Raw genomic sequence first — 21,508 nt, 5'->3', positions numbered from 1 at the left:
CGGGGCGTGTTCGTTTCAGTCGGCAGCATCCCCTGCCAAACCGGCGCCGACTCAACCCGCCTGTGCCAGCAACCAGTCAGCCAGACCCTGCCGTTCCGGCGCCGTCATATGCAGGCCACGCTTGGTCCGGCGCCACAGTATGTCATCAGCCGTCTGCGCCCATTCTTCCCGCATCAGATAGCGCACCTCGCACTCATACAGCTCGGCGCCAAAATGCCGGCCCAGCTCGGCTACGCTATTGGCAGTACCCAGTACCAGTACCAGCCGGTCGCCAAACTGCCGTGCCAACCGGTACACCAGGCTCGCCGGCAAGCCGCCATAGCGCACACAGGCTTCCTGGTAGAACGCCTCGAAATCGGCACCGTGCATGACACCACCCGGTAGCACGGCGGATTGGGCAGGCAGTTGCATGCGCTCGAAATACGGCTTCAGATGCTGCAATGCATGGCGTGCCAGCTGCCGATAGGTGGTCAGCTTGCCCCCGAACACCGACAGCACCGGGGCGCCGCCCTGGTCCAGCCGCAGGGTGTAGTCGCGGGTGATGGCCGATGGATTGTCGCTCTGGTCATCATACAAAGGCCGCACGCCAGCGTAGCGCCACAGCACTTCGGCAGGCTGCGGCGGACGTTCGAAGTATTCACCCACCAGCTGGCAGAGGTAGCTTACCTCTTCATCCGAGCACACCACCTCGCCCGGTTCGCCATGGTGCACGACATCCGTGGTGCCTATCAGGCTGTAGCCCTGCTCATAGGGCAGCACAAAGGCGATGCGGCCATCGCGGTGCTGCAGGATGAAGGCCTGCGGGCCATCATGCAGGGCGGGCACCACGATATGGCTGCCTTTGACCAGCTTGACCGAATCCCGCGCGCCCAGCCGCAGCCCCCCCTTGAGCACCCTTTCCACCCAGGGGCCGGCGGCATTGACCAAGGCCCGGGCATAGACGGTTGTCGTCCCGCCATCTGGCGTCTGCACCGATACCCGCCACTGCCGCCCCTCCCGGTGCGCTTCCAGCATGCGGGTGCGGGTTCGTACCGTACCGCCCAGCTCACGGCATTGCATGGCATTGGCCACCACCAGCCTGGCATCGTCCGCCCAGCAGTCGGCATAGACAAAACCCCGCTTGAAACCGGGCTTGATCGGCCCGCCCCAGGGGTGCCGCCGCAGATTAATGCCGTAGGATGCCGGCAAGCGCTCCCGGCCACCCAGATGGTCGTACAGGAACAAGCCCAGCCTGATCAGCCAGGCAGGTCGCAGGCCGTCATGGTGGGGCAGCACGAAGGCCAATGGCCACACCAGGTGCGGTGCCATGCTGAGCAGGACTTCGCGCTCACTGAGCGACTCGCGTACCAAGCGGAATTCCCGCTGTTCCAGATAACGCAGGCCACCGTGTATCAGCTTGCTGGAGGCAGACGACGTCGCACCGGCCAGGTCGCCCTGTTCCAGCAGCAATACCTTGAGGCCGGCCTGGCTGGCATGGCTGGCGATACCCGTGCCATTGATGCCGCCGCCCACCACCAGCAGGTCGTAAGGTTGTGTCGTTTCCATCGCATAGTGAAGATAGCCCATGGTCAGGGCGGGGGCTACGCCCAGCACTTGCTAGAATCGCCCCAAACGACACGCCAACAACAAAAACTACGGCAATACAACACATCGGAGACACCATGCCCCACGCCATCCTGTCCATAGACCAGGGCACCACCAGCACCCGCGCCATGCTGTTTGACCGGGCCGGCAAGGTACTGGCCCGTGCCCAGACCGAGCTGCCGCAGCACTACCCGGCCGATGGCTGGGTGGAACATGACGCCCTGCACATCTGGCAAGACACCCTGGCCGTGGTGCGGGATGCGCTGGCCACTGCCGGCCTCGCCGCCACCGACATCGCCGCCATCGGCGTCACCAACCAGCGTGAGACCACCGTGGTGTGGGATCGCCAAACGGGCCAGCCCATCCATCCGGCCATAGTCTGGCAGGACAGGCGCACTGCCGCCTGGTGTGCCGCCCACCACACACCCGAGCGCGAGCAATGGCTGGCCGACAAGACCGGCCTGCTGCTGGACCCGTATTTCTCTGCCAGCAAGATAGCCTGGCTGCTGGACCATGTAGCCGGTGCCCGGCAGCGGGCCGAGGCTGGCGAATTGGCGTTCGGCACCATAGACAGCTGGCTGATCTGGCAGCTGACCGGTGGGGCGGTACACGCCACCGACGCCACCAATGCCTGCCGCACCCTGCTGTTCAACCTGCACACCCAGGACTGGGATCCCGAGCTGCTGGCCTTTTTCGGCGTGCCCGCCAGCTTGCTGCCGCAGGTGCGCGACTGCGCCGCCGATTACGGCAGCAGCCTGCCCGAGCTGTTTGGCGCCGCCATCCCCATACGCGGCGTGGCCGGCGACCAGCAGGCCGCCACTGTGGGCCAGGCCTGCTTTGCACCAGGCATGGTCAAGTCCACCTATGGCACGGGCTGCTTCATGGTGATGAACACGGGCAGCGAGATGGTGCGTTCCCGCAACCGCTTGATCACCACCCTGGCGTACCGCCTGGACGGCCAGCCCACGTTCGCGCTGGAAGGCAGCATCTTTATCGCTGGCGCCGCCGTGCAGTGGCTGCGCGATGCCGTCAAGCTGATAGGCAGTGCAGCCGAATCGGAAAAATGGGCACGCGAAGTGGATGACACCCATGGTGTCTACCTGGTGCCGGCCTTTACCGGCCTGGGCGCGCCCTACTGGGATCCCCAGGCCCGTGGCGCCATCATCGGCTTGACCCGCGACTCCGGCATTGCCGTCATTGTGCGGGCGGCGCTGGAGTCAGTCTGCTACCAGACCCGCGATCTGCTGGAAGCCATGCGGGCGGACGGCACCACCCTGCCGGCCGCCTTGCGTGTGGATGGCGGCATGGCGGGCAACGACTGGGTGATGCAGTTCCTGGCCGACCTGCTGGATACCCCGGTGGAACGCCCCACCATTACCGAGACCACGGCCTTGGGCGCAGCCTACCTGGCCGGCCTGGGCATAGGCCTGTATGCCAATCTGGAGGAAATCAGCCAGTTGTGGGCCTGCCAGCAGCACTTTAGCCCCGCCATGGCAACCGAACGACGCGTATCGCTCTATGATGGCTGGGTGGAGGCAGTGAGCCGCGTGCGCAGCAAGTAAGCGCCTGTTCAAAGTACTCCCAGGAGACCGCCATGCAAGCCCAGCTGACACCCGACCAACAGGCGCTGTACCAACGTATCCTGGCTCACCCGCTGGAGCAGCCCGACCAGTTGGTGCCGTTCTGCAGCAAGCTGGCCCGGCAGAACGGCTGGTCGCTGGCCTATGCCACGCGCGTGGTACAGGAGTACCAGCGCTTTGTGCTGCTGGCGCTGTGCAGCGGCCATGTGGCATCGCCTTCCGATGCGGTGGACCAGGCCTGGCATCAGCACCTGTGCGACAGCCGCGACTATTGGGAGCGCTTCTGCCCGCAGGTGCTGGGGCAGACCCTGCACCACGAGCCCAGCCGTGGTGGCCAGCAACAAGACGGCCACTACCGTGATCTCTACCAGCAGACGCTAGCCAGCTACCGGCGCCTGTTCGGTGTGGCGCCACCGGCCGATATCTGGCCGCCCCAGCCTGCCGCCAGCCGCTTTGTCCGGCTGGATACCAGCCAGTACTGGCACTTGCCCAAGCCCACGCTGACCCGCCCCCGAAACCTATTGGCCGGCCTTGCCGTCAGCGGCCTCTTGGCCGGTTGCGCAGTGCTGCAGGATTGGCGGGTGTGGAACTACAGCGGTCCGGATTTCCTGGGCTTTTATCTGTCTGCGCTGTTGGCGCTCGCGCTGTTCTCCCTGGCCTGGCATGGTTGGTGCCGCTGGCGGGATGACAGCGCCAGCAGCATGCTGCCCCCCAGCCTGGATGCCTACCAGGCGGCCTACCTGGCAGGTGGACCGCCCCGGGTGCTGCAGACTGCCCTGCTCAAACTGGAACAACAACAGCTGATCCACACCATGCCAAATGGCACGCTGCAACGCATCGGCGACATAGGCCTGGCGGAGACCGCGCTGGAACGCAGCGTCTTTGGCCTGCTGAGGGAGGGCGAGCAGCAGCCCGGCCTGTTCCAGCGCGCCCTGCCTTATCTGCGGCCGCAACTTCACCCCCTGCGCCAGCAGCTCGAAGAAAAACGCCTGCTGCTGAGCAATGCCCAGTACCAGGCTCAAGTCCTGCCCATCCGTTTTGGCATGGCGGCCCTGTGGCTGCTGGGCCTGATCAAGATCGCCATCGGTATCAGCCGCGATAAGCCGGTCGCCAGCCTGGTCGTCATCGTACTGGCCTACGGCGGCTTCTGCGCCTGGCGCCTGCTACGCCAGCGTGGTCGCCTGCATACCACCCGGCTGGGCAGGGATACCATGCGCGCCAGCCGGCAACTACTGCAGAAGCAACTCAACAGCACGCCCCAGCAGCCCGACCTGGTACTGCGTCATTTTGCCTGGCTGGGTAGCGCAGCCTTGGTAGGGACGGCCTGGGGACACCTGCTACCGGTCTACAGGCCTACGCCCAACACCGACTCCGGTAGTGCTGGCACCAGCACGGGCTGCAGCAGCTCGGACAGCTCCAGTTCTGATGGCGGGGGAAGCGGTGGGTGCGGTGGATGTGGCGGTGGTGGTGGGGACTGAGCGCCAGCTGTCTATTAGCCACTTAAGCTCATCACAGGCACCCAGGAAAGACTATGGAACTCGGCTTTGACCCCGGATTGGTCCTGCTTGCCCTGGCACCCGTCTTTTTGGGCTGTGTCGCCTGGGAGGCCTGGTACTGGCACAAGCGCGGCATCGCCAAGTACACCTTGGTCGATACCCTGTCCAACGCCGGCCTGGCCCTGCTGCATCAGGGCGCCGACCTGCTGGCCAACCTGCTATTTATCAAGACAGCCTACACCTGGGTGCACGCCCATGGCCTGCAGCTGCTGCCCAATAGCTGGTGGAGCCTGCTGTTGGGCAGCAGCTGCAGGATTTCCTCTACTACTTCTTTCACCGTGCCAGCCACAGGGTGCGCTGGCTATGGGCCAGCCATGTGGCCCATCACTCCAGCGAGCGGCTCAATCTCTCCACCGCATTCCGCCAAAGCCTGACCTACCCGATATCAGGCATGTGGCTATTCTGGCTACCCATGGCCTGGCTGGGCTACTCGCCCGACCTGGTCATCCTGGTGGTTGGACTCAACCTGGCCTACCAGTTCTTTGTCCACACCGAAGCCATAGGCCGGCTGGGCTGGCTGGAGCAGGTGTTCAACACCCCCTCCAACCACCGGGTACACCATGCCCGCAACCCGCAGTACATAGACCGCAACTACGCTGGCGTGCTGGTCATTTGGGATAGGCTGTTCGGCAGCTATGTGCCAGAAGACGAGGCACCGCGCTATGGCATCGTACGGCAGATACAGAGCCACAATCCGCTGCGCCTGACCTTTCACGAATGGGGCGATATGTTCCGCGATGCCTGGCGCACCCGCGACCACCGTCATTTTTGGAAACCGCCGGAGTGGGCGGAAAGCCAGGCCAAGCAGCAGCGCATGACCTAGCGCCGGGGATGGCGAAGGGTGCCACCCGGCTAGACGACCCATGCAGGTCATCGGGCAGGCAGAACTGCGCCAGCAATGAACACGGGCGCCGTTTGGGCGCCCGTGTTTAAACAACAAGCACTACCCGGCACCTAGTCGTAGGGGTCCTCATCGGCCGCAGCCGGCATGCCGGCCTGGGCGCGCTCGCTGGGTACACCGTAGGCGGTCAGGATATAGTCGTACTGGCTGGCATCGAACTGCTGGGCCACATAGGGCTGCAAGGCCACCAGTTTGTCGGGGTTAAGGAAGTAAGACAGCACCATGTCGGGGTCGGGACGCTGCTGCTCGGCCGCAAACAACTGTAGCAACCAGATGGACGAAATGGTCTCCGCTACCGGCAACTGGCCGGTTAGCGCACCGTTCATTCCCTTTTCCCAGACTTCGATGGCACGTTTGATCTGCATGGTATCCATTCTACGCGGCGAAGGCCGGTAGTTGTCCAGCCGCTGATGCAGGGCTGCCCGCTAGTGGGGCGAATGCAGGGCAACCCGGTTGCCCTCGCTGTCGAGAAAAACCGCCATATAGCCTATCTCCTCACTGATCTGCCGCTTGGCGATCAGCACCTTGCCGCCGGCACCCTCCACCCTGGCCAGCACCACACTGAGGTCATCGCCGCCGTTCAGATAGACCAGCACCCCATCCTGCGAGGGCTTGTAGAAGCCGGGGACATGGATGATGGTGCCGCCCACCTTACCCTCGCCCCCTGGCAACACCCCCATGCGCACGCCCGCCATGGGCCATTCCGGCATGTCGTAGGCAAAGATGGCGCTGTAGAAGCGCTTGGCCCGGTCGAAATCGGCGGCCGGTATCTCGAACCAGTTGATGGCGTTGCCGTCGTGCATGGTGTGCCTCCTGCTTATGTAATTAGACTAATAGATTAGTTCGGCCGTAGCCGATGCGCTGCGTATAATGCGCCGCTTCGACAGGTGCTTTGCCAAGGCAAAGTGAAACGGGAAGCCGGTGGGATTGCCCTGCAATCGAACCCGGCGCTGCCCCCGCAACGGTAAGCCACAATGAAGTGCTTCTGGTGTCGCGCTCGCGCACATCCCGCCACTGCCTCCAGTCGAGGTGGGAAGGCGAAGCACAGAGTGGCCAGCCCGGAGACCGGCCTGTTGTGCCTGCTGGACGCGCTTGATGCTCAAGCCGCCGCATGGATGGTGCGGAGGTCGCGGCGGGCGTCTCTCCCGCGACGCCGCCTGGCCCCCTGGCCTGCTGTACTCCGTCGCGCCTCCGCTTGAATTGATCGCCTGCGGTGGGCAGGCGCAGTGGAGCGACTCCCTGATGTACTCTCGTCTTACCTCTCTCTCGGCCGCCATGATGCTGGCCGGTCTGGCTACGTCTGCCTTTGCGACGGAACAAACCCAAACCCTGGTGGTAACCGCCACCCGCTTGCCCGCTGCGGCGGCCGACCAACCCGTGAACATCTCGGTCATCTCGCGCGAGGAAATCGAGCGCAGCGCGGCCAGCAATCTGATAGCGCTGCTTGAAGGCGTGGTCGGCGTCACCGTGCGCAACAGCGATGGCACCGACAATGGCTCCATCGACCTGCGCGGCTTTGGCATCACCGCCGCCAGCAACACCCTGATCCTGCTCGATGGCATCAAGCTCAATGACAACGATCTGTCCTCGCCCAAATTGTCCGGCATGGCGCTGGACCGGCTGGAGCGTATCGAGATCGTCCGTGGCGGCGCCGTCGCCTGGGGCGGCGGCAGCACCGGTGGCGTCATCAACCTGATCACGCGCCAGGGGCCAGGTGGCAATGTCTCGCTCCGCGCTGGCAGCCACCAATCGCGGGAACTGTTTGCCGGCGCCGGCTTTGGCGCCCAACTCAAGCTGCGGCTCGATGGCTACCATCAGGAAAGCGATGGCTTTCGCCGCAACAGCGCCCATAAGACCAACGCCGGCTCTGCCACACTGGGCTGGCAGGCGGGCGACACCCGGCTATCACTGGGCCTGGCCCGCGACGAACATGAAAACCGTTTCGCCGGCCCCCGTGCGGTCAACCCCGCCACCGGCAGCAATGAGTTTGTCACCGATCCCTGGGGCAGCAGCAATCTGGCCGACCATGGCGACATCGACAACACCCGCTACACACTCCACGGCGAGGGCAAGCTGGGCAAGGCACGCTGGGTGGTGGACCTGAGCCGGCGCGAGAAGGATCAGGACAGCTACTTCGAGGATGCCTATGACGGTATCTCGCGGGCCCGCAACGAAATCCGCGAAAACCGCTTCTCGCCCCGTGCCGCCTATGATTTTGGTGCACTGGACCTTGCCGGCGGCGTAGACATCAGCCGCAGCCTGGCCAATGGCAGCAGCAGCTATAGCAGCCCCTTCTACAACAGCAGCGGCACCTCGACCAGCGTGCAGAAGACCCGTGCTTTCTGGCTGGACGGTGGCTATGCCGTGGCCGTCGGCACCCGCATCACGCTGGGTGCACGTACCGAGCGGGCCGAGCAGACCCTGCACAGCAGTGGCCTGCTGACCTCGGATCGCAAGTCGTCACCGCTGGCATTGCAACTGGGCCTACGCCATGTGCTCTCGCCCGAGCTGTCGCTGTATGCCCGCCTGGGCAAGAGCTATCGCCTGCCCAATGCCGATGAGCTGGCCTATAGCAGCGATCTGCGCACCCAGACCTCGCGCGACCTGGAGGCTGGGCTGGATGCCCGCCTGCCGCTGGGCAAGTTGCGTGTGTCGCTGTTCAATCTGCGCCTGAATGATGAGATCGCCTTCCAGCCGCATGTGAATGGCTTCGGCGCCAACATCAATCTGCAACCTACCCAACGCCGCGGTCTGGAAGCCGACTGGTCCTACCAGGCCGGCAACCTCAGCCTGGGCGCCAACCTTGCCTGGCAGGATGCCGAGTTCCGCAGTGGTATCTACGCCGGCCACAATGTGGCTGGCAAGCAGGTGCCGCTGGTGCCCAAGCTGCAGGGCAACCTGCTGGTCGGCTGGGCCTTCAGCGAAGCAACCCGCCTGAGCGCCAGCCTGCATGGCGTGGGCGATAGCCGGCTGGACAACGACCAGGACAACACCGGCGCCAAGCTGGCCGGCTACGGCACGGTCAACCTCAAGCTCAGCCATCAGTTGGGCGATCTGCAACTGGCCCTGAGCGGCCAGAACCTGGCCGACAAGCGCTACGCCACCTACGGCATCAAGAGCACGACGGCCAGCAACTACAACCTCTATCCCATGCCGGGTCGCCGCTGGTTTGCCAGCGCGGCCTACCGTTTCTAAGAGCCTGTTATGGATTGAAACATTGATTGTTGATGTAAGGCTGTGCAGGCGCCAGGGAAACCCTGGCGCTAAGCGTCAAAGCAGCCTGATACAGCGGGCGTGCCAAACAGACTCCAAGCAAGCAACAAGGGCGACCCCAGGGTCGCCCTTTTGCATGGCGTGGCCTATAAACCTGCGTATCTGCACCCAAGCGGCCAGCGGCATCGTATGGACAAGTGCGGAGCCACCCAGCCTCCGGCAAACGAAGGGGTGGAGTGCAGGGCTGCCCTAGTCCTCGTAGGCCCTCAGGCGCAATTGCTCGTCTGCACTGAAACGGGCGCTGCGCAACAGGCTGATGGCGCTGCTGCGGCTAGCCTCGTCCAGCGCCGTATCCGCCTTGATACGGGCCAACTCCACCAGATAGGCCTGTATCCGCTGCTGCCAGGCAGCCTCCTCGCGATCCACCTCGGCCAGACGCTGGGCAGCCGGTTCGCCCACGCTGGCGGTACGCAACTGGTAAACCGCCGCATCATCGGCACCCTGCGCCCGCGCGCGGCTGACCTGCTCGGCCAACGTCAGGTGCTGCACCGGCACTTGCCGTTGGGCCAATATCTCGGGTGGCAGGCGCTGATCCAGCTCGGCCAACCGCTGCTGTTTCTGTAAGGGCTTGAGGCTGCTGTCCCGCAATATGGCCTGTCGGGCCAGGGCGTCATCGTCATAGGTATCCTGCCAGCCAAACAAGGCGGTCAGCTCGGCCGGGCTGAAATACTTGGCACGCAAGGCGCGTACCGCCTTGATACGCGCCTGGGCAGACTCCAGGCTGGCGCCGGCCAGTTCAGTCTGCTGCTCCAGCGCTACCAGCTCGCGCTTGAATGCCACATAGCGATGCAGCAAACGCTTGGCCTCGGCGGCTGCCTTGGGCGGCAAGCGCTTGTCGAGCTCGGCCTCCAGCGTGGCCAGCACCTGCGCCAGGGTACGCTCGCCCACCGTGGCCAGGTGGTAGTCGAACAGCTCGATCAGGCTGGCATCCAGCACCAGCGCATCAGCTGCGGTCTGCAACTGCCCATCGCTGACTGTGCCCTGCAAGGAAGCCGGCATCTCGCCGGATGCCACCGGGGTCGCCGCCGGCAGGGTAGGCGTGTCGGTATTGGCGGCAAACAGGCCGGCGGCCAGCACCAGCGCGGCGCTGGCAATGAAGTAGGGGGATTTCAAGGTATCAAGCTGCATGGTGTAAAGACCGGGCTAGTGTACTACCCACCCCCTCATGCAGGCAGGGCAAGAAGGCGCCAAGCTGCTCACGCCCAAGGACGGGCGAGGGCAGTTAAGAGCCGCTAACAAAACCCTTCTGGCGTTGTTGTGCGAGCTTGCCGTACCCACGTACTGTCTAGGCACGCCTAGCCAGACCCACTACGCTGGGTTTTGTTAGCCGCTCTAAGCACCTGCTATGAACGTAACTGGTTGAAAACGCCGGTCAGCGAGGCCCCAGCGCAGCGGCGAGGGCGGACCAGCACCGGGGGAACGCCTGCCGGTTCGAGCACAGCGCCAGGCTTACCCTGGCGCCTGCTCAGTCCGTCAGCACCCAACCATGACCAGGCTCACAGACCCGCGTTCTTGAGCCGGTTGGCCTGCTGCCGGTACAGCGTGACAGGGTTGGTCTCGAACAGATGGACGATGCCGAAGAAATGATTGATCTCGTCGACATGGTTCATCTTGTAGTTGTCGCGCAGCACCTGGCCCAGGCGGCTGGAGCAAGTACCCACCAGGCCATCGTTGGGGCTGCCATAGGCCAGCCCGGTCAAGGCCAGTGCACCATCGGACACATCAAAGATATTGGTCACCGTGCTGGCGCCGCTCCAGGAGTAGTAGCGCACACCATTGACCACATAGGCGCCTTCGCCACAGGCGGTGGTGGGCACACCAGCCGGGAAGCGGGCATTGAAGTCGGCTGTCTTGGCCGTGGTCAGTGATTCCATGGCGGCGATCGGATCCTGCGGCAGATGGCTGCCGCCCGATACCACCGAGATCAGGCCCGCCAGGCCCTTGGCGGCGGAAGCCGCCAGGCTCTCCGACACCGAGCCCGGTGGGACGGCGCCACGGACGATATCGGCAATGCGCGAACCCTTGTTGACACCGCCCACCGACGTCACCGACGCCACCAGCTGCGGTGCCACGCCAGCCACATAGCGTATGGTCGGGCCGCCATGGCTATGGCCTATCAGGTTCACCTTGCGGGCACCGGTGATGGCCAGCACCTGCTTGACCTGGCTGAGCAGCTGCTCACCACGCTTCTCGGTGCTGTTGGTGGCCGATACCTGGGCCACAAATACCTTGGCACCGTCCTTTTGCAGCTCGGCCGGGATGCGGTAGAAGTAATCCACCCCCAGCGCCTGGTCAAAACCGAACAGGCCATGCACCAGCATGATGGGGTATTGCGTCTGGGTATAGCCGCTGGAAGCGGCCAGAGCTGGGGCAGCCGGGGCGGCAAGCAGCCCCAGCGCCACCAGCCATGCAGCGTAGCGTGTCATCGATGTTGTCTCCGTATGTTGTTGATCCGCCTATTTGTTTTGGCGGTAGGGACAACTTAGCCAAGCGCAGAATGAAAATCTAGAGCAATCGCTCGATAGGTGGAAATACGTGGCAAAAATGTACCATCATGTAAGTACTTGGCAACCGCTGGCGACAGCTGGGGCAAACATCATGAAACGCATCATGCCGTGGTCCGTATGGTGGCTGGTGCTGACCCTGCTGCCCGGACTGGCCCAGGCGACGGCCCCTTGCGGCCGATCGATACAGGTGGCCTATTACGACCTGGGCATACTCTACGATCCGGCTACCGCACAGGGCCTGGATCGCGATGTGGTGGATACCCTGGCCCAGCGCACCGGCTGTCGGTTCATGCCGCGCTTCGAATCACGGGTACGTATCTGGACCATGCTGGCCGCCGGCACGCTGGACATGAGCGTCTCGGGCATACCCACGCCGGAGCGGCGCCAGTTTGCAGAGTTCGTGCCGTACTTCTGGGTACGCAATGAGCTGGTCACCACCCGGCGGCTGGCCCAGATCAAGCCCGAGGAATTCCTCGCCAACCCCGACCTGCGGCTGGGCGTGGTGAAGAGCTACAAGCATGGCGAGGCGTGGGAACCCTTTATCGAGCAATTGCGGCAACGCGGGCGGGTGGATGAGCTGGCGGATACCGGCAGCCTGTTCGATCAGCTGGAAGCCAACCGTATCGCTGCGTTTCCGGCGCTGTCGCTGGTCACCCTGGGCATGGCCAAGCGCTATCCCACCCGCCAGCCCATGGTGCGGCTGCCCTGGTTTGGCGAGCAGGCCAAGGTCGAGCACGGGCTGATACTGTCACGCAGCAGGCTGGATCCGGCCACCTACAAGCTGTTCCAGCAAACCATCAGCGAGATGCGCAGCGATGGCACGCTCAAGGCCATCTTCAGCCGCTATATGGGCAACGCGGATGCCGAGGCCATGTTGCAGCAGTAGAGCCTGCTATGGACTCAGGTCGTGGATGGGTGCTGCGGGCAGTGCAGGCGCCAGGGAGACCCTGGCGCTAAACGTCAGCGCAGCCTGATAGCGTAGGCTCTCCCCTTGATTGAATCCACACCCCCCCGCCCGCGCCGCCGCGCGGGAGCTTCGCTGGCGCTCATCATCATTTTGAATGGGCTTCAGTGCCTGCTATGGACTCAAGTCTGGGATGGGTGATGACGTGAGGAGCAGGCGCCAGGGTAACCCTGGCGCTAAACGTCAGCGCAGCCTGAACCAACGGGCTCTACCCTTGATTGAATCCACACCCCCGCCCGCGTCGCCGCGCGGGAGCCTCGCTAGCGCTCGTTGTCGAGCCTTTCATGGGCCAAAGATATCGATGGGTGTGATGCCTGAGCAGGCACCAGGGGAACCCTGGCGCTGGACGTCAGCGCTGCCTGAACCAGCAGGCTCTCCCTTGATTGAGTCCACGTAGCCTGAGGACGAAAGCCTACAGGTTGTACTTGACCCATTTCATCCACTGGGCAAACAGGCCGGGATTCAGTGCGGCCACGACCGAACGCTGCCAGACATCGTCGTCCCAGTAGTCGTCGTGATAGAGGCTGGTCATCTGCCCGCCGGCCTCGATCAGCATCAGGCAGCCGGCGGCGTAATCCCACAGGCGCTGGCCGCCATGCACATAGACATCGAGTCGGCCCGCTGCGATATAGCACCAGTCCAGCGTGGAGGCGCCAAAGTTGCGCTGGCTGCCATAAGGCGGCAGGGTGGCCAGCCGCTGCGGCAGCTTGCCGCTGAGCCACTTTACCTCGACTCCGGCAATGGCCTCGGTCATCAGCGGGGTGTGTTGTTTCAGCGGCAGGCGCTGGCCGTTCAGGTACGACCCCTTGCCCAGCTCCGCCGTAAACATCTCATCGGCCACCGGGTTGTAGATCACCCCCAACACCGTACGGCCACCCTGCATCAAGGCCACCGAGATGGCAAAGTAGGGCAGGCCGTGGAAGAAATTGGTGGTGCCGTCTATGGGGTCTATCACCCACAGCTGCTCGTTGGCCTCCCATAAGGCCTCCTGCTCGGCCACGCTCATCTCTTCACCCAATACCGGGCATGCAACGATGCGGGGCAGCGTGGCCTCCAGCGCCCTTTGGGTGGCGATATCCGCCTCGGTAAACAGCGTACCGTCATCCTTGCGCGTGCCCTGGCCCAGGCGCAGAAAGCGCGGCATGACCTCGCTGGCCGCCGCATGGCGCACAGCGGTCATCACCTGGTCGAGCACAGAGTATTCGGGCATGGCTAATCACGGTGGGGTGGACACAGCGGGCTATTCTAACGGAGGCAGCGGTCGCTGGTGTGGGTGTCTACCCTAATCATGCGGCGGCAGGCCGATCAGCCTTGCCGCACGAGGGGATTGGGGCTGGGCCGCTTGCCCAGTTTGCGTTGCAAAGTGCGCCTGTGCATGTTCAGCACCCGGGCGGTGGCACTGATATTGCCCCCCTGCTCGGCCAACACTTTCTGGATATGCTCCCACTCCAGCCTGTCCATGCTCAGCGGCTGGGCCTCCACCTCGGCCTCACTGTCTCCCTGCAGCCGATCAAACGCACTGATGATCTCGTCCACCGTGGCCGGTTTGGCCAGGTAATGCACGGCCCCCAGCTTGATGGCCTCGATGGCGGTGGCAATGCTGGCATAGCCGGTCAACATCACGATACGGCAGTCGGGTGCTAGTGCCAGCAGGGCCGGCACCAGCCGCAGGCCGCTATCTTCGCCCAGCTTGAGATCCACCAGCGCCTGCCGGGGTGCCTGCTGCTGCGCCAGCGCCAAGGCCGTGGTCGCATCATGGGCCTGGCGGCAGGCCCAGCCACGACGGCTGAAGGCCCTGGCCAGCACACCGGCCAGGGCTGCATCATCGTCCACGATAAGGATGTCGCTCATCGCCCCTCCAGCGGAAACACCACCCGTACGCAGGTGCCCCCTTGCGGCCTGGCCAGCCAGTCCAGCCTGGCACCCACCCGCTCCAGTGCCGAAATGGCCAGCGCCAGCCCCATGCCCAGTCCGGCGACCGTATCGCCGGCCGGCTTGCCGTCAAAACCCGGCCCGGCATCGGCAATATCCAGCTGCACGCCATGGGCCGACCAGTCCAGGATCACGCCCTGCCAGTCCGGGCTGGCATCGGCAGCATTATCCAGCAGGTTGAGCAGCGCCTGCCTGAGGGCGAAATCCAGCATCAGCCTGGGTGGCTCGCCTAGCCCCAACAACTGGTAGTCCAGCCTGGCCTGCGGCCTGACCACCTGCCAGTCCTCCAGCAGCATCGCCACAGCGCTATCGGCCGGCTGGGATGTACTGGCATCGGCCTCTGCCCGCAGCCGCTGCAGCTCGCTGCGGCAGGCCTGCAACTGGCGCTGCATCAGGCGCAGATCATCGGCCAACTGCCCCTGGCCGGCCTGTTCTGCCAGCAATTCATCGGTCAGTACCGTCAGGGTGGCCAGCGGGGTTCCCAGCCTATGCGCGGCGCCCGCGGCCTGTATGGCCAGGCCCAGCACCTGCTGCTGGCGCAGGGCCGCCTCGCGGGCTTCGGCCAGGGCTTGCTCGTTGGCACGCAGTTGCTGCCCTATGCGGGCTACCAACCCGGCCACGATCAGGGCTGCGGCCACAAAGGCCACCCACATGCCAGTGGTGTGCAGGAAGAAGGCCTGCGCCAGATCGGACTCATTCAAGGGCAAGGGTTGGTACCACAGCAGAAGCAGGCTGTAGCAGGCGATGGTCAGCGCCGTCAGCGGCCATACCAGCCGGCCAGGCAGGCTGGCGGCGGCAATGGTGAGCGGCAGCAGAAACCAGGCTGTGAAAGGGTTGGTGGCGCCGCCTAAAAAAAACAGCCACAGGCTGTGGCCACAAATATCCATGGCCAGCTGCCGGCCTATCTCGCCCTCGCTGACCGCCACGCCGCCCTGCGCCAGGCGCAGACGCCACAGGCTGAAGCCGTTATAGGCCAGCAGCAACAGGCAGATAAAGCCCAGCGACAGCAAGGGCAACTGCCAGCGGAACAGCAGCACGGCCAGCAGCATGGCGCTGGCGTAGGCGCAGAGGGTCAGGCCTCGCAGCAGGACGATGCGGCGCAGGATGGCTAGCAGGGCGGTGTGGGGCATGGCGGAATTCTAAAACGTACAGCCCCAGCCCTCGCAGGCTGCGGCAAAACGCCGCAGTTACCAGGCAAAGTAGCGGGCACCCTCGCGCTTGAGCCAATCGCGCTTGTGCTTCCAGTCCGGGCAGGCGGTCGCCACCAGCGCCCAGAAGCGGGGGGAGTGGTTCAACTCCACCAAGTGGCACAGCTCATGTATCACCACATAGTCGATCACCGGCAAGGGCGCCTGCATCAAGCGCCAGTTCAGCCTGATGGCGCCTTGCGAGGTACAACTGCCCCAGCGGGTGCCGGCGCTGGACAGCTTGAACTCGCCATAACGGAGTCCCAAGCGTGCCGCCCAGCTCTCGAGCCGCTCGGCCAGGAATACCCGCGCCTCGCGCCGCATCAGCTTCTGCAGCGCCAGCGGGATGTCGGCCGTGGTCTCAGCCACCAGTTGCAGCGCATCGGCCGTGACGGCGGCGCGTTTATGTCCCAGGCTCAAGCTGCGCGGCTCACCCAGCCAGTCCAGCGGGCTGCCGGCCTGCAAGGTGGTAGCCGCTGGCCGCTCGGCCAGTGCATCGAGCTTGTCCAGTATCCAGCCCGCCTTCTGGCGCAGGATGGCATCCAGCTCATGCAAGGGAAAGCGCTGCGGCAGGATGACCCGCAAGCCCTCCTGCCGGATCTGCAAACCCACGCTGCGGCGGGCGGAGCGCTCCAGCCACACCGGCACTTCCCGCCCCTGCAGGGCGTAGATACGGCGGGTTTCAGGCAGTGATCGTGCCATGGACATCCTGCGGCTGCTTATTGGCCGGCCAGCAGGGGCCCACGCCGCTGATGCGCACCATCTCGGTCTCTATCCAGCTCTCCACCTCGCGCCTGACCTGGTCCGCACTTTTGCCCACGGTGGGGATGGGCGGGCCGATGGACACGGTGGTCTCGCCCGGATACTTGAGAAAGCTGTTGCGCGGCCAGAACTCGCCGGAATTGACCGCCACCGGCACCACCGGTGCACCCAGGGCACAGGCCAGGCGGGCGCCGCCCTGCTTGTAGCGCCCCCGCTTGCCGGCGGCTATGCGGCTGCCTTCGGGGAAGATGACTATCCAGGCGCCATCCTTGAGCCGCTGGGTCCCCTGCTCGATCAACTGGCGGCTGGCCACGCCACTATTGGCGCGGTCTATGGCAATGGGCCGCAAGCTCCACAGGCCCCAGCCAAAAAAAGGTATCCACAGCAGTTCCCGCTTGACCACCCAGGCGGTCAGGGGCACCAGGCGCTGCAGGAACATGGTTTCGAATGCCGACTGGTGCTTGCTCATCACCACCGCCGCTTCGCGCGGCAGGTTCTCGCGGCCTATCACTCGGCCCCGCAAGCCGCAGGTCAGTTCCAGCCACTTCACGGCGAACCAGCACCAATAGCTGATGACGCCGTAGCGCACCTTGTAGGGCAGGGGCAGGGCCAGCATGCAGCCAATGGCGCAGAGCACGGTGTTCAGCGCCCAGCCCGTCATGTACAGCGAAGAACGCAACCACACCATCAGTCTTCTTCCTTGCCTATCAGGTAGAGCGCCGCGTCCATCAGGTCGTAGCAGACACGGGTATGTTCGGGCAGGCCACCAGCAGCCAGGGTACGTTCACCTTTGCCGGTACGCACCAGTATGGGTTCGGCCCCAACAGCTTCGGCTGCTTCCAGATCACGCAGGCTGTCGCCTATCACCGGGGTATCTTCCAGCCGCACATCAAAGCGCTGGGCAATATCACGATACATGCCTGGTTTGGGCTTGCGGCATTCGCATTGCATGTCAGCGGTATGGGGGCAGAAGAAAATGGCATCGACCCGCCCACCAACACTGGCCAGCAGGCGGTGCAGCTTGCCATGCATGGCATTGAGCTCGGCCGCGCCAAAAAAACCCCGGCCTATGCCGCTCTGGTTGGAGGCGATCACCACCCGCCAACCGGCATGGTTCAGCAGGGCGATGGCTTCCAGACTGCCATCGATGGGCACCCACTCTGCCGCCGACTTCACGAAATCATCGCGGTCATGGTTGATTACGCCATCCCGGTCCAGTATCACCAGCTTCATGGTATCAGCACGCTTTCATTCCAGATGACGACTAGCCTATCAATCAGCCCCGGGTATGTCCTGCACTATACGCCCAAGCGTTTATTTTCCCGGGCTCAGGGTTGGTTTCCAGGCCAGCCAGCCACGTTTCAACCAACCCTGCCAGGGCTGGTTCTTGAAGCGCTGGGCCGGCTTTTCCACCAGGTTCCAGGACAAGCAGGCCAGCACCAGAGTGCCTATCAGGGGCAGCCAGACCAGGTTGGCCGCCAACAGCCGCAGCAGGCCAAAGTTGTTGGCCACGCCAGCGCGTTCGTAATCGCGCAAGGTATCCGTCATGCTGCCTTTACTCCGCCAGCAGGGAGATATCGGCCACCTGATTCATCAGGCTGCTCAGTGCCGCCAGCAGCGCCAGCCGGTTGTGCCTTACCGCCAGGTCCTCGGCCATGACCATCACGCTGTCGAAGAAGGCATCCACTGGGGCACGCAGGCCCGCCAACTGCTTCAGCGCGGCCGTGTAGTCGTGCGCAGCCAGGGCGGCAGCCACCGGCGCCTGCAAGGCCACCAGGGCGCCGTGCAGATCGCGTTCGGCCGCATCGGCCAGCAGCTCGGCCGCAATGGCCGGCAGCGCCTGGCCTTCGCTCAGGTTCTTCTTGAGTATATTGCGTATGCGCTTGTTGGCTGCAGCCAGGGCTGCCGCCTCGGGCAATGCCTTGAACTCGGCCACGGCCGCCAGGCGCAGGGCCAGCTCGTCAAACCGGCTGGGCTTGTCGGCCAGCACGGCCTCGATATCGGCCGTCGGGAAATCCGCCGCCAGCAGGTTCTTCAGGCGCTCCAGCATAAAGCCGAACACACCTTCTACCGTATCGGCCGCCACCACCCCAGCCGGGAAGGCTGCAGCGGTCTGTGCCAGCAATTGCTTCAGGTCCAGCGGCAGTTTGGCTTCCACCAGCATGCGCAGCACGCCCAGCGCCGCACGGCGCAGGGCAAACGGGTCTTTGTCGCCAGTAGGAATCAGGCCTATGCCCCAGATACCCACCAGGGTTTCCAGCTTGTCGGCCAGCGACACCGCTTGTGCAATGGCGCCCTCGGGCAGGCTGTCGCCGGCAAAACGGGGGTGGTAATGGCCCTCGACGGCAGCAGCGACGGCAGCGTCCTCGCCATCAAGGCGGGCATAGTAGGTGCCCATGATGCCTTGCAGTTCGGGGAACTCGCCCACCATATCTGTCAGCAGGTCGGCCTTGGCCAGGTAGGCGGCACGGCCGGCCAGGGCCTGATCGGCACCCAGTTCGCCGGCAATGGCGGCGGCCACGGCTTCCAGCCGCGCCACACGCTCCAGCTGGCTGCCTATCTTGTTGTGGTAGACCACCTCGGCCAGCCGGGCGACCCTGCTGTCCAGGCGGTGCTTCTGATCCTGCTCGTAGAAGAACTTGGCATCCGACAGGCGCGCACGCAGTACGCGGGCATTGCCGTTGACGATAAAGCGCGGGTCGGCGGTCTCCAGGTTGGAGACGATCAGGTAGCGGTGCGTCAGCTTGCCGCTGGCGTCCAGCAAGGGAAAGTACTTCTGGTTCTGCTGCATGGTGAGGATCAGGCACTCCTGCGGCACCTTGAGGAAATCCTCCTCGAAGCTGCCCTCCAGCACCACCGGCCATTCCACCAGTGCAGTCACCTCGTCGATCAGCGCGTCACCACCGGCAATCCGCGCACCATGGGCGGCGGCCTTGCTGTTGAGCGCGGCCACAATGGCGGCACGGCGTTCGCTGAAACTGGCCACCACCCGCCCTTGCTGGCGCAAGGTGTCGGCATAGCTGTCGGCATCGGCTATCGTGACCGCCCCCTGCGACAGGAAGCGATGACCACCGGTGACGCGGTCAGCTGCAAAGCCCAGCACTTCGCCAGCCACCACCTGGTCGCCATGCAGCATCACCAGGCCATGCACCGGCCGGATGAACTGGCTCTCACGGCTACCCCAGCGCATCAGCTTGGGCGCGGGCAGTTTTTTCAGCGCCTCAGCCACAATGACCGACAGATGGGCGGCCAGCGGCTCGCCCTGCTTCTCGGCACGGTAGATATACACATCCTGCTTGCCGTCCGAACCCTGCACCAACTGACTGAGCTGATCGGCTGCCAGCCCCACCGAGCGGGCAAAGCCCAGCAGGGCCGGGCTGGGCTGGCCATCCTTGTAGCCGGCTGCCACGGCCGGGCCTTTTTTCTCCACCATGCGGTCAGGCTGCACGGCCAGCACGCCCGGCAGGCTCACGGCCAGCCTACGTGGGCTGGCGTATTCAACGGCCTGGGCGTCCGCCGCCACAAAGCCCAGCTTCTTCAGCTCGGTGGCGATGGTCTCGGCGAACGAAGCTGCCAGACGGGGCAGAGCCTTGGGTGGCAGTTCTTCGGTGAACAGTTCAATCAGCAGGGTTGAGCTCATGGCACTTCTATTCCAGCACGGGGTTGGGGTAGGTGGCGCTACTGCGCGGCACGCCTACCCGGATTGAATGGCTTATTCCTTGGCGCCCGCTTTTTTCTCGCGGGCGATCTTGCAGACCTGCAGCAGGAAATCCTGCATATAGGCCGCCTTGGTGACCGGATCGAACTCCCACTGGAAGCCCGCCAGGTCTTTGCGGCTGACCTCGTCGTCGTCCTTGTCGCGGTATTCCACGGCTATCCCGGCCATCTCCGACTTGGCGCAGTCCAGCGCAAAGCGGGTGTACTCGGTACGGAAGGTATCGCCTTCCTTGTTTTCTTGGTCTTTCTTGTAGGCCCGCCGTACCCAGGCATAGACATACTCGTCCGAGCCAAAGCTGTCGTCATGGCCTATGGATTCCCAGGAAACCCTGATTTCGTGGTCAGGCTGCTCGCCATAGAGCCGCCAGTCGCCTTCCTTCTCGCTAGGCACCGGCACTGGCGGCTCGGCGTTGTCGGTATCCATATAGCTGCCGCCACATGCGGCAAGACCCAGGGTCAGTAGCAAGGCAGCAGCAGTCTTCATGGCGAGACCTCAGTCCTTTTTCAGCATGGGAAAGCCCAATGCTTCGCGGGCATCGTAATAGGCCTGCGCCACACCGCGCGACAGGTTGCGGATACGGCCGATATAGGCAGCCCGCTCGGTCACGGAGATAGCACCACGCGCATCCAGCAGGTTAAAGCTGTGGCCGGCCTTAAGTATCATTTCATAGGCTGGCAGGGGCAGGCTGGCTTCCAGGAGGCGCTTGGCTTCCTGTTCATAGTCATTGAACTGGCGGAACAGCAATTCCACATTGGAATGCTCGAACGCATACTGCGATTGCTCGACTTCGTTCTGGTAGAACACATTGCCGTAGGTCACTGGCGTGCCGTCAGGCAGATGGGTCCAGACCAGGTCGTAGACGTTCTCGATATCCTGCAGATACATGGCCAAGCGTTCAAGGCCATAGGTGATCTCACCGAGCACTGGCTTGCAATCGAGGCCGCCCACCTGCTGGAAATAGGTGAACTGGGTCACTTCCATGCCATTGAGCCAGACTTCCCAACCCAAGCCCCAGGCGCCCAGGGTGGGGTTTTCCCAGTCGTCTTCCACGAAGCGGATGTCGTGGACCGTGGGGTCCAGGCCCAGCTCACGCAGCGAACCCAGGTAGAGATCCTGGATATTGTCGGGCGAAGGCTTGAGCACCACCTGGAACTGGTGATGCTGGAACAAGCGGTTGGGGTTCTCGCCGTAGCGGCCATCCTTGGGACGGCGGCTAGGCTGCACATACGCCGCATTCCAGGGCTCCGGTCCCAGCGCGCGCAGGAAAGTGGCTGTATGGCTGGTGCCGGCACCCACTTCCGTGTCATAGGGTTGGAGCAGGGCGCAACCCTGGCTATTCCAGTAGTTCTGCAGGGTGAGGATGATTTGCTGGAAGGTCAGCATTGTGACGGGTGCCCGATAAAGTAGAACGATATAAAGCCAGGATTCTACTTGAACTTGCGCGCTTGGCATCCCCGTTTGCATGCATGGTCGTCGCAAGCGCGACACAGCATGCGCGATGCCGTCCCCTGCAGGTATCATCGGGCCACCCAACGCTCGCAGCC

20 protein-coding genes and 1 riboswitch are annotated in these 21,508 nt (G+C 64.0%); of the genes, 5 read left to right on the top strand and 15 right to left on the bottom strand.

The genetic code is table 11. The annotated features are described in order from the left end of the window. Positions 1–51: 51 nt before the first annotated feature. Positions 52–1,545 (bottom strand): glycerol-3-phosphate dehydrogenase, encoded by a 1,494-nt coding sequence (gene glpD / locus QWZ03_RS18625; protein WP_290334107.1) that lies wholly within the window; start codon positions 1,543–1,545, stop codon positions 52–54. 116 nt (positions 1,546–1,661) lie between these two features. Between glpD and glpK the strand changes: the two genes are divergently transcribed. From glpK to QWZ03_RS18610, 3 genes are all read left to right on the top strand, one after another. Next, positions 1,662–3,146, top strand: a complete 1,485-nt coding sequence (gene glpK, locus QWZ03_RS18620; protein ID WP_290334106.1) for a glycerol kinase GlpK — start codon at positions 1,662–1,664, stop codon at positions 3,144–3,146. Between the two features lie 32 nt (positions 3,147–3,178). Then, positions 3,179–4,642 carry a TIGR04222 domain-containing membrane protein gene (locus tag QWZ03_RS18615; RefSeq protein ID WP_290334105.1) on the top strand — a complete coding sequence of 488 codons (1,464 nt, stop codon included), beginning with the start codon at positions 3,179–3,181 and terminating at the stop codon, positions 4,640–4,642. A gap of 301 nt (positions 4,643–4,943) precedes the next feature. Continuing rightward, positions 4,944–5,543 carry a sterol desaturase family protein gene (locus QWZ03_RS18610; protein ID WP_308447582.1) on the top strand — a complete coding sequence of 200 codons (600 nt, stop codon included), beginning with the start codon at positions 4,944–4,946 and terminating at the stop codon, positions 5,541–5,543. 131 nt (positions 5,544–5,674) lie between these two features. On the opposite strand, the gene QWZ03_RS18605 is transcribed toward QWZ03_RS18610, so the two are convergent. Together QWZ03_RS18605 and QWZ03_RS18600 are read right to left on the bottom strand one after the other, a co-directional pair. Continuing rightward, on the bottom strand, positions 5,675–5,986 hold the full coding sequence (locus QWZ03_RS18605; RefSeq protein WP_290334104.1) for a hypothetical protein: 312 nt from the start codon (positions 5,984–5,986) through the stop codon (positions 5,675–5,677). 60 nt (positions 5,987–6,046) lie between these two features. Continuing rightward, a complete protein-coding gene (locus QWZ03_RS18600) occupies positions 6,047–6,424 on the bottom strand; it encodes a VOC family protein (protein WP_290334103.1) in 378 nt (125 codons plus the stop codon). Between the two features lie 65 nt (positions 6,425–6,489). After that, positions 6,490–6,709: riboswitch (cobalamin riboswitch) on the top strand. Positions 6,710–6,863: 154 nt separating this feature from the next. On the opposite strand from QWZ03_RS18600, the gene QWZ03_RS18595 reads away from it, so the two are divergent. Next, entirely contained in the window at positions 6,864–8,816 is a 1,953-nt protein-coding gene (locus QWZ03_RS18595; RefSeq protein ID WP_290334102.1) for a TonB-dependent receptor, read from the top strand. Between the two features lie 267 nt (positions 8,817–9,083). On the opposite strand, the gene QWZ03_RS18590 is transcribed toward QWZ03_RS18595, so the two are convergent. Together QWZ03_RS18590 and QWZ03_RS18585 are read right to left on the bottom strand one after the other, a co-directional pair. Continuing rightward, the gene (locus QWZ03_RS18590) at positions 9,084–10,022 is read right to left on the bottom strand and encodes a lipase secretion chaperone (RefSeq protein ID WP_290334101.1); all 939 of its coding nucleotides are present in this window, start codon (positions 10,020–10,022) and stop codon (positions 9,084–9,086) included. Between the two features lie 368 nt (positions 10,023–10,390). Next, positions 10,391–11,320 (bottom strand): esterase/lipase family protein, encoded by a 930-nt coding sequence (locus QWZ03_RS18585; protein ID WP_284195743.1) that lies wholly within the window; start codon positions 11,318–11,320, stop codon positions 10,391–10,393. Between the two features lie 184 nt (positions 11,321–11,504). Between QWZ03_RS18585 and QWZ03_RS18580 the strand changes: the two genes are divergently transcribed. Further along, entirely contained in the window at positions 11,505–12,287 is a 783-nt protein-coding gene (locus QWZ03_RS18580; protein ID WP_290334100.1) for a substrate-binding periplasmic protein, read from the top strand. A gap of 490 nt (positions 12,288–12,777) precedes the next feature. Here the strand turns inward: QWZ03_RS18580 and QWZ03_RS18575 are convergent, their stop codons facing one another. From QWZ03_RS18575 to glyQ, 10 genes are all read right to left on the bottom strand, one after another. Next, positions 12,778–13,575, bottom strand: a complete 798-nt coding sequence (locus QWZ03_RS18575) for an inositol monophosphatase family protein (RefSeq protein WP_290334098.1) — start codon at positions 13,573–13,575, stop codon at positions 12,778–12,780. Between the two features lie 95 nt (positions 13,576–13,670). Further along, complete coding sequence (locus QWZ03_RS18570; protein ID WP_290334096.1) at positions 13,671–14,216, bottom strand: response regulator transcription factor; 546 nt, start codon at positions 14,214–14,216, stop codon at positions 13,671–13,673. After that, positions 14,213–15,427: an ATP-binding protein gene (locus QWZ03_RS18565; RefSeq protein WP_290334095.1), complete on the bottom strand. Its 1,215-nt coding sequence runs from the start codon at positions 15,425–15,427 to the stop codon at positions 14,213–14,215. Before QWZ03_RS18565 ends, QWZ03_RS18570 begins: the two co-directional genes overlap by 4 nt. 57 nt (positions 15,428–15,484) lie before the next feature. Continuing rightward, positions 15,485–16,186 (bottom strand): M48 family metallopeptidase, encoded by a 702-nt coding sequence (locus QWZ03_RS18560; protein WP_290334094.1) that lies wholly within the window; start codon positions 16,184–16,186, stop codon positions 15,485–15,487. After that, complete coding sequence (locus QWZ03_RS18555) at positions 16,167–16,934, bottom strand: lysophospholipid acyltransferase family protein (RefSeq protein WP_290334093.1); 768 nt, start codon at positions 16,932–16,934, stop codon at positions 16,167–16,169. The genes QWZ03_RS18560 and QWZ03_RS18555 overlap by 20 nt, the downstream gene beginning before the upstream one ends. Beyond that, the gene (gene gmhB / locus QWZ03_RS18550) at positions 16,934–17,479 is read right to left on the bottom strand and encodes a D-glycero-beta-D-manno-heptose 1,7-bisphosphate 7-phosphatase (protein WP_284195736.1); all 546 of its coding nucleotides are present in this window, start codon (positions 17,477–17,479) and stop codon (positions 16,934–16,936) included. Before gmhB ends, QWZ03_RS18555 begins: the two co-directional genes overlap by 1 nt. Positions 17,480–17,560: 81 nt before the next feature. Further along, positions 17,561–17,794: a hypothetical protein gene (locus QWZ03_RS18545; RefSeq protein ID WP_290334092.1), complete on the bottom strand. Its 234-nt coding sequence runs from the start codon at positions 17,792–17,794 to the stop codon at positions 17,561–17,563. A 7-nt stretch (positions 17,795–17,801) separates the two neighbouring features. Further along, the gene (glyS, locus tag QWZ03_RS18540) at positions 17,802–19,886 is read right to left on the bottom strand and encodes a glycine--tRNA ligase subunit beta (RefSeq protein WP_290334091.1); all 2,085 of its coding nucleotides are present in this window, start codon (positions 19,884–19,886) and stop codon (positions 17,802–17,804) included. Between the two features lie 72 nt (positions 19,887–19,958). After that, positions 19,959–20,447 (bottom strand): hypothetical protein, encoded by a 489-nt coding sequence (locus QWZ03_RS18535; protein WP_290334090.1) that lies wholly within the window; start codon positions 20,445–20,447, stop codon positions 19,959–19,961. 9 nt (positions 20,448–20,456) lie between these two features. Next, entirely contained in the window at positions 20,457–21,347 is an 891-nt protein-coding gene (gene glyQ, locus QWZ03_RS18530; protein WP_284195732.1) for a glycine--tRNA ligase subunit alpha, read from the bottom strand. Between the last annotated feature and the right edge of the window lie 161 nt (positions 21,348–21,508).

It is taken from the genome of Chitinimonas viridis (genome assembly GCF_030409555.1).
Lineage (GTDB): Bacteria > Pseudomonadota > Gammaproteobacteria > Burkholderiales > Chitinimonadaceae > Chitinimonas > Chitinimonas viridis.
The sequence above is the reverse complement of the archived record's forward strand: the minus strand, read 5'-3'. Positions and strand labels throughout refer to the sequence as shown.

Bases quoted from the DNA above. Each gene is read 5' to 3' on its own strand.
- glpK (WP_290334106.1), top strand. From the start codon at position 1,662: ATGCCCCACGCCATCCTGTCCATAGACCAGGGCACCACCAGCACCCGC.
- QWZ03_RS18570 (WP_290334096.1), bottom strand. From the start codon at position 14,216: ATGAGCGACATCCTTATCGTGGACGATGATGCAGCCCTGGCCGGTGTG.
- QWZ03_RS18605 (WP_290334104.1), bottom strand. From the start codon at position 5,986: ATGCAGATCAAACGTGCCATCGAAGTCTGGGAAAAGGGAATGAACGGT.
- QWZ03_RS18595 (WP_290334102.1), top strand. From the start codon at position 6,864: ATGTACTCTCGTCTTACCTCTCTCTCGGCCGCCATGATGCTGGCCGGT.
- glyQ (WP_284195732.1), bottom strand. From the start codon at position 21,347: ATGCTGACCTTCCAGCAAATCATCCTCACCCTGCAGAACTACTGGAAT.
- QWZ03_RS18545 (WP_290334092.1), bottom strand. From the start codon at position 17,794: ATGACGGATACCTTGCGCGATTACGAACGCGCTGGCGTGGCCAACAAC.
- QWZ03_RS18560 (WP_290334094.1), bottom strand. From the start codon at position 16,186: ATGGCACGATCACTGCCTGAAACCCGCCGTATCTACGCCCTGCAGGGG.
- QWZ03_RS18535 (WP_290334090.1), bottom strand. From the start codon at position 20,447: ATGAAGACTGCTGCTGCCTTGCTACTGACCCTGGGTCTTGCCGCATGT.
- gmhB (WP_284195736.1), bottom strand. From the start codon at position 17,479: ATGAAGCTGGTGATACTGGACCGGGATGGCGTAATCAACCATGACCGC.
- QWZ03_RS18575 (WP_290334098.1), bottom strand. From the start codon at position 13,575: ATGCCCGAATACTCTGTGCTCGACCAGGTGATGACCGCTGTGCGCCAT.
- QWZ03_RS18580 (WP_290334100.1), top strand. From the start codon at position 11,505: ATGCCGTGGTCCGTATGGTGGCTGGTGCTGACCCTGCTGCCCGGACTG.
- QWZ03_RS18615 (WP_290334105.1), top strand. From the start codon at position 3,179: ATGCAAGCCCAGCTGACACCCGACCAACAGGCGCTGTACCAACGTATC.
- glpD (WP_290334107.1), bottom strand. From the start codon at position 1,545: ATGGAAACGACACAACCTTACGACCTGCTGGTGGTGGGCGGCGGCATC.
- QWZ03_RS18590 (WP_290334101.1), bottom strand. From the start codon at position 10,022: ATGCAGCTTGATACCTTGAAATCCCCCTACTTCATTGCCAGCGCCGCG.
- QWZ03_RS18600 (WP_290334103.1), bottom strand. From the start codon at position 6,424: ATGCACGACGGCAACGCCATCAACTGGTTCGAGATACCGGCCGCCGAT.
- QWZ03_RS18565 (WP_290334095.1), bottom strand. From the start codon at position 15,427: ATGCCCCACACCGCCCTGCTAGCCATCCTGCGCCGCATCGTCCTGCTG.
- QWZ03_RS18555 (WP_290334093.1), bottom strand. From the start codon at position 16,934: ATGGTGTGGTTGCGTTCTTCGCTGTACATGACGGGCTGGGCGCTGAAC.
- glyS (WP_290334091.1), bottom strand. From the start codon at position 19,886: ATGAGCTCAACCCTGCTGATTGAACTGTTCACCGAAGAACTGCCACCC.
- QWZ03_RS18585 (WP_284195743.1), bottom strand. From the start codon at position 11,320: ATGACACGCTACGCTGCATGGCTGGTGGCGCTGGGGCTGCTTGCCGCC.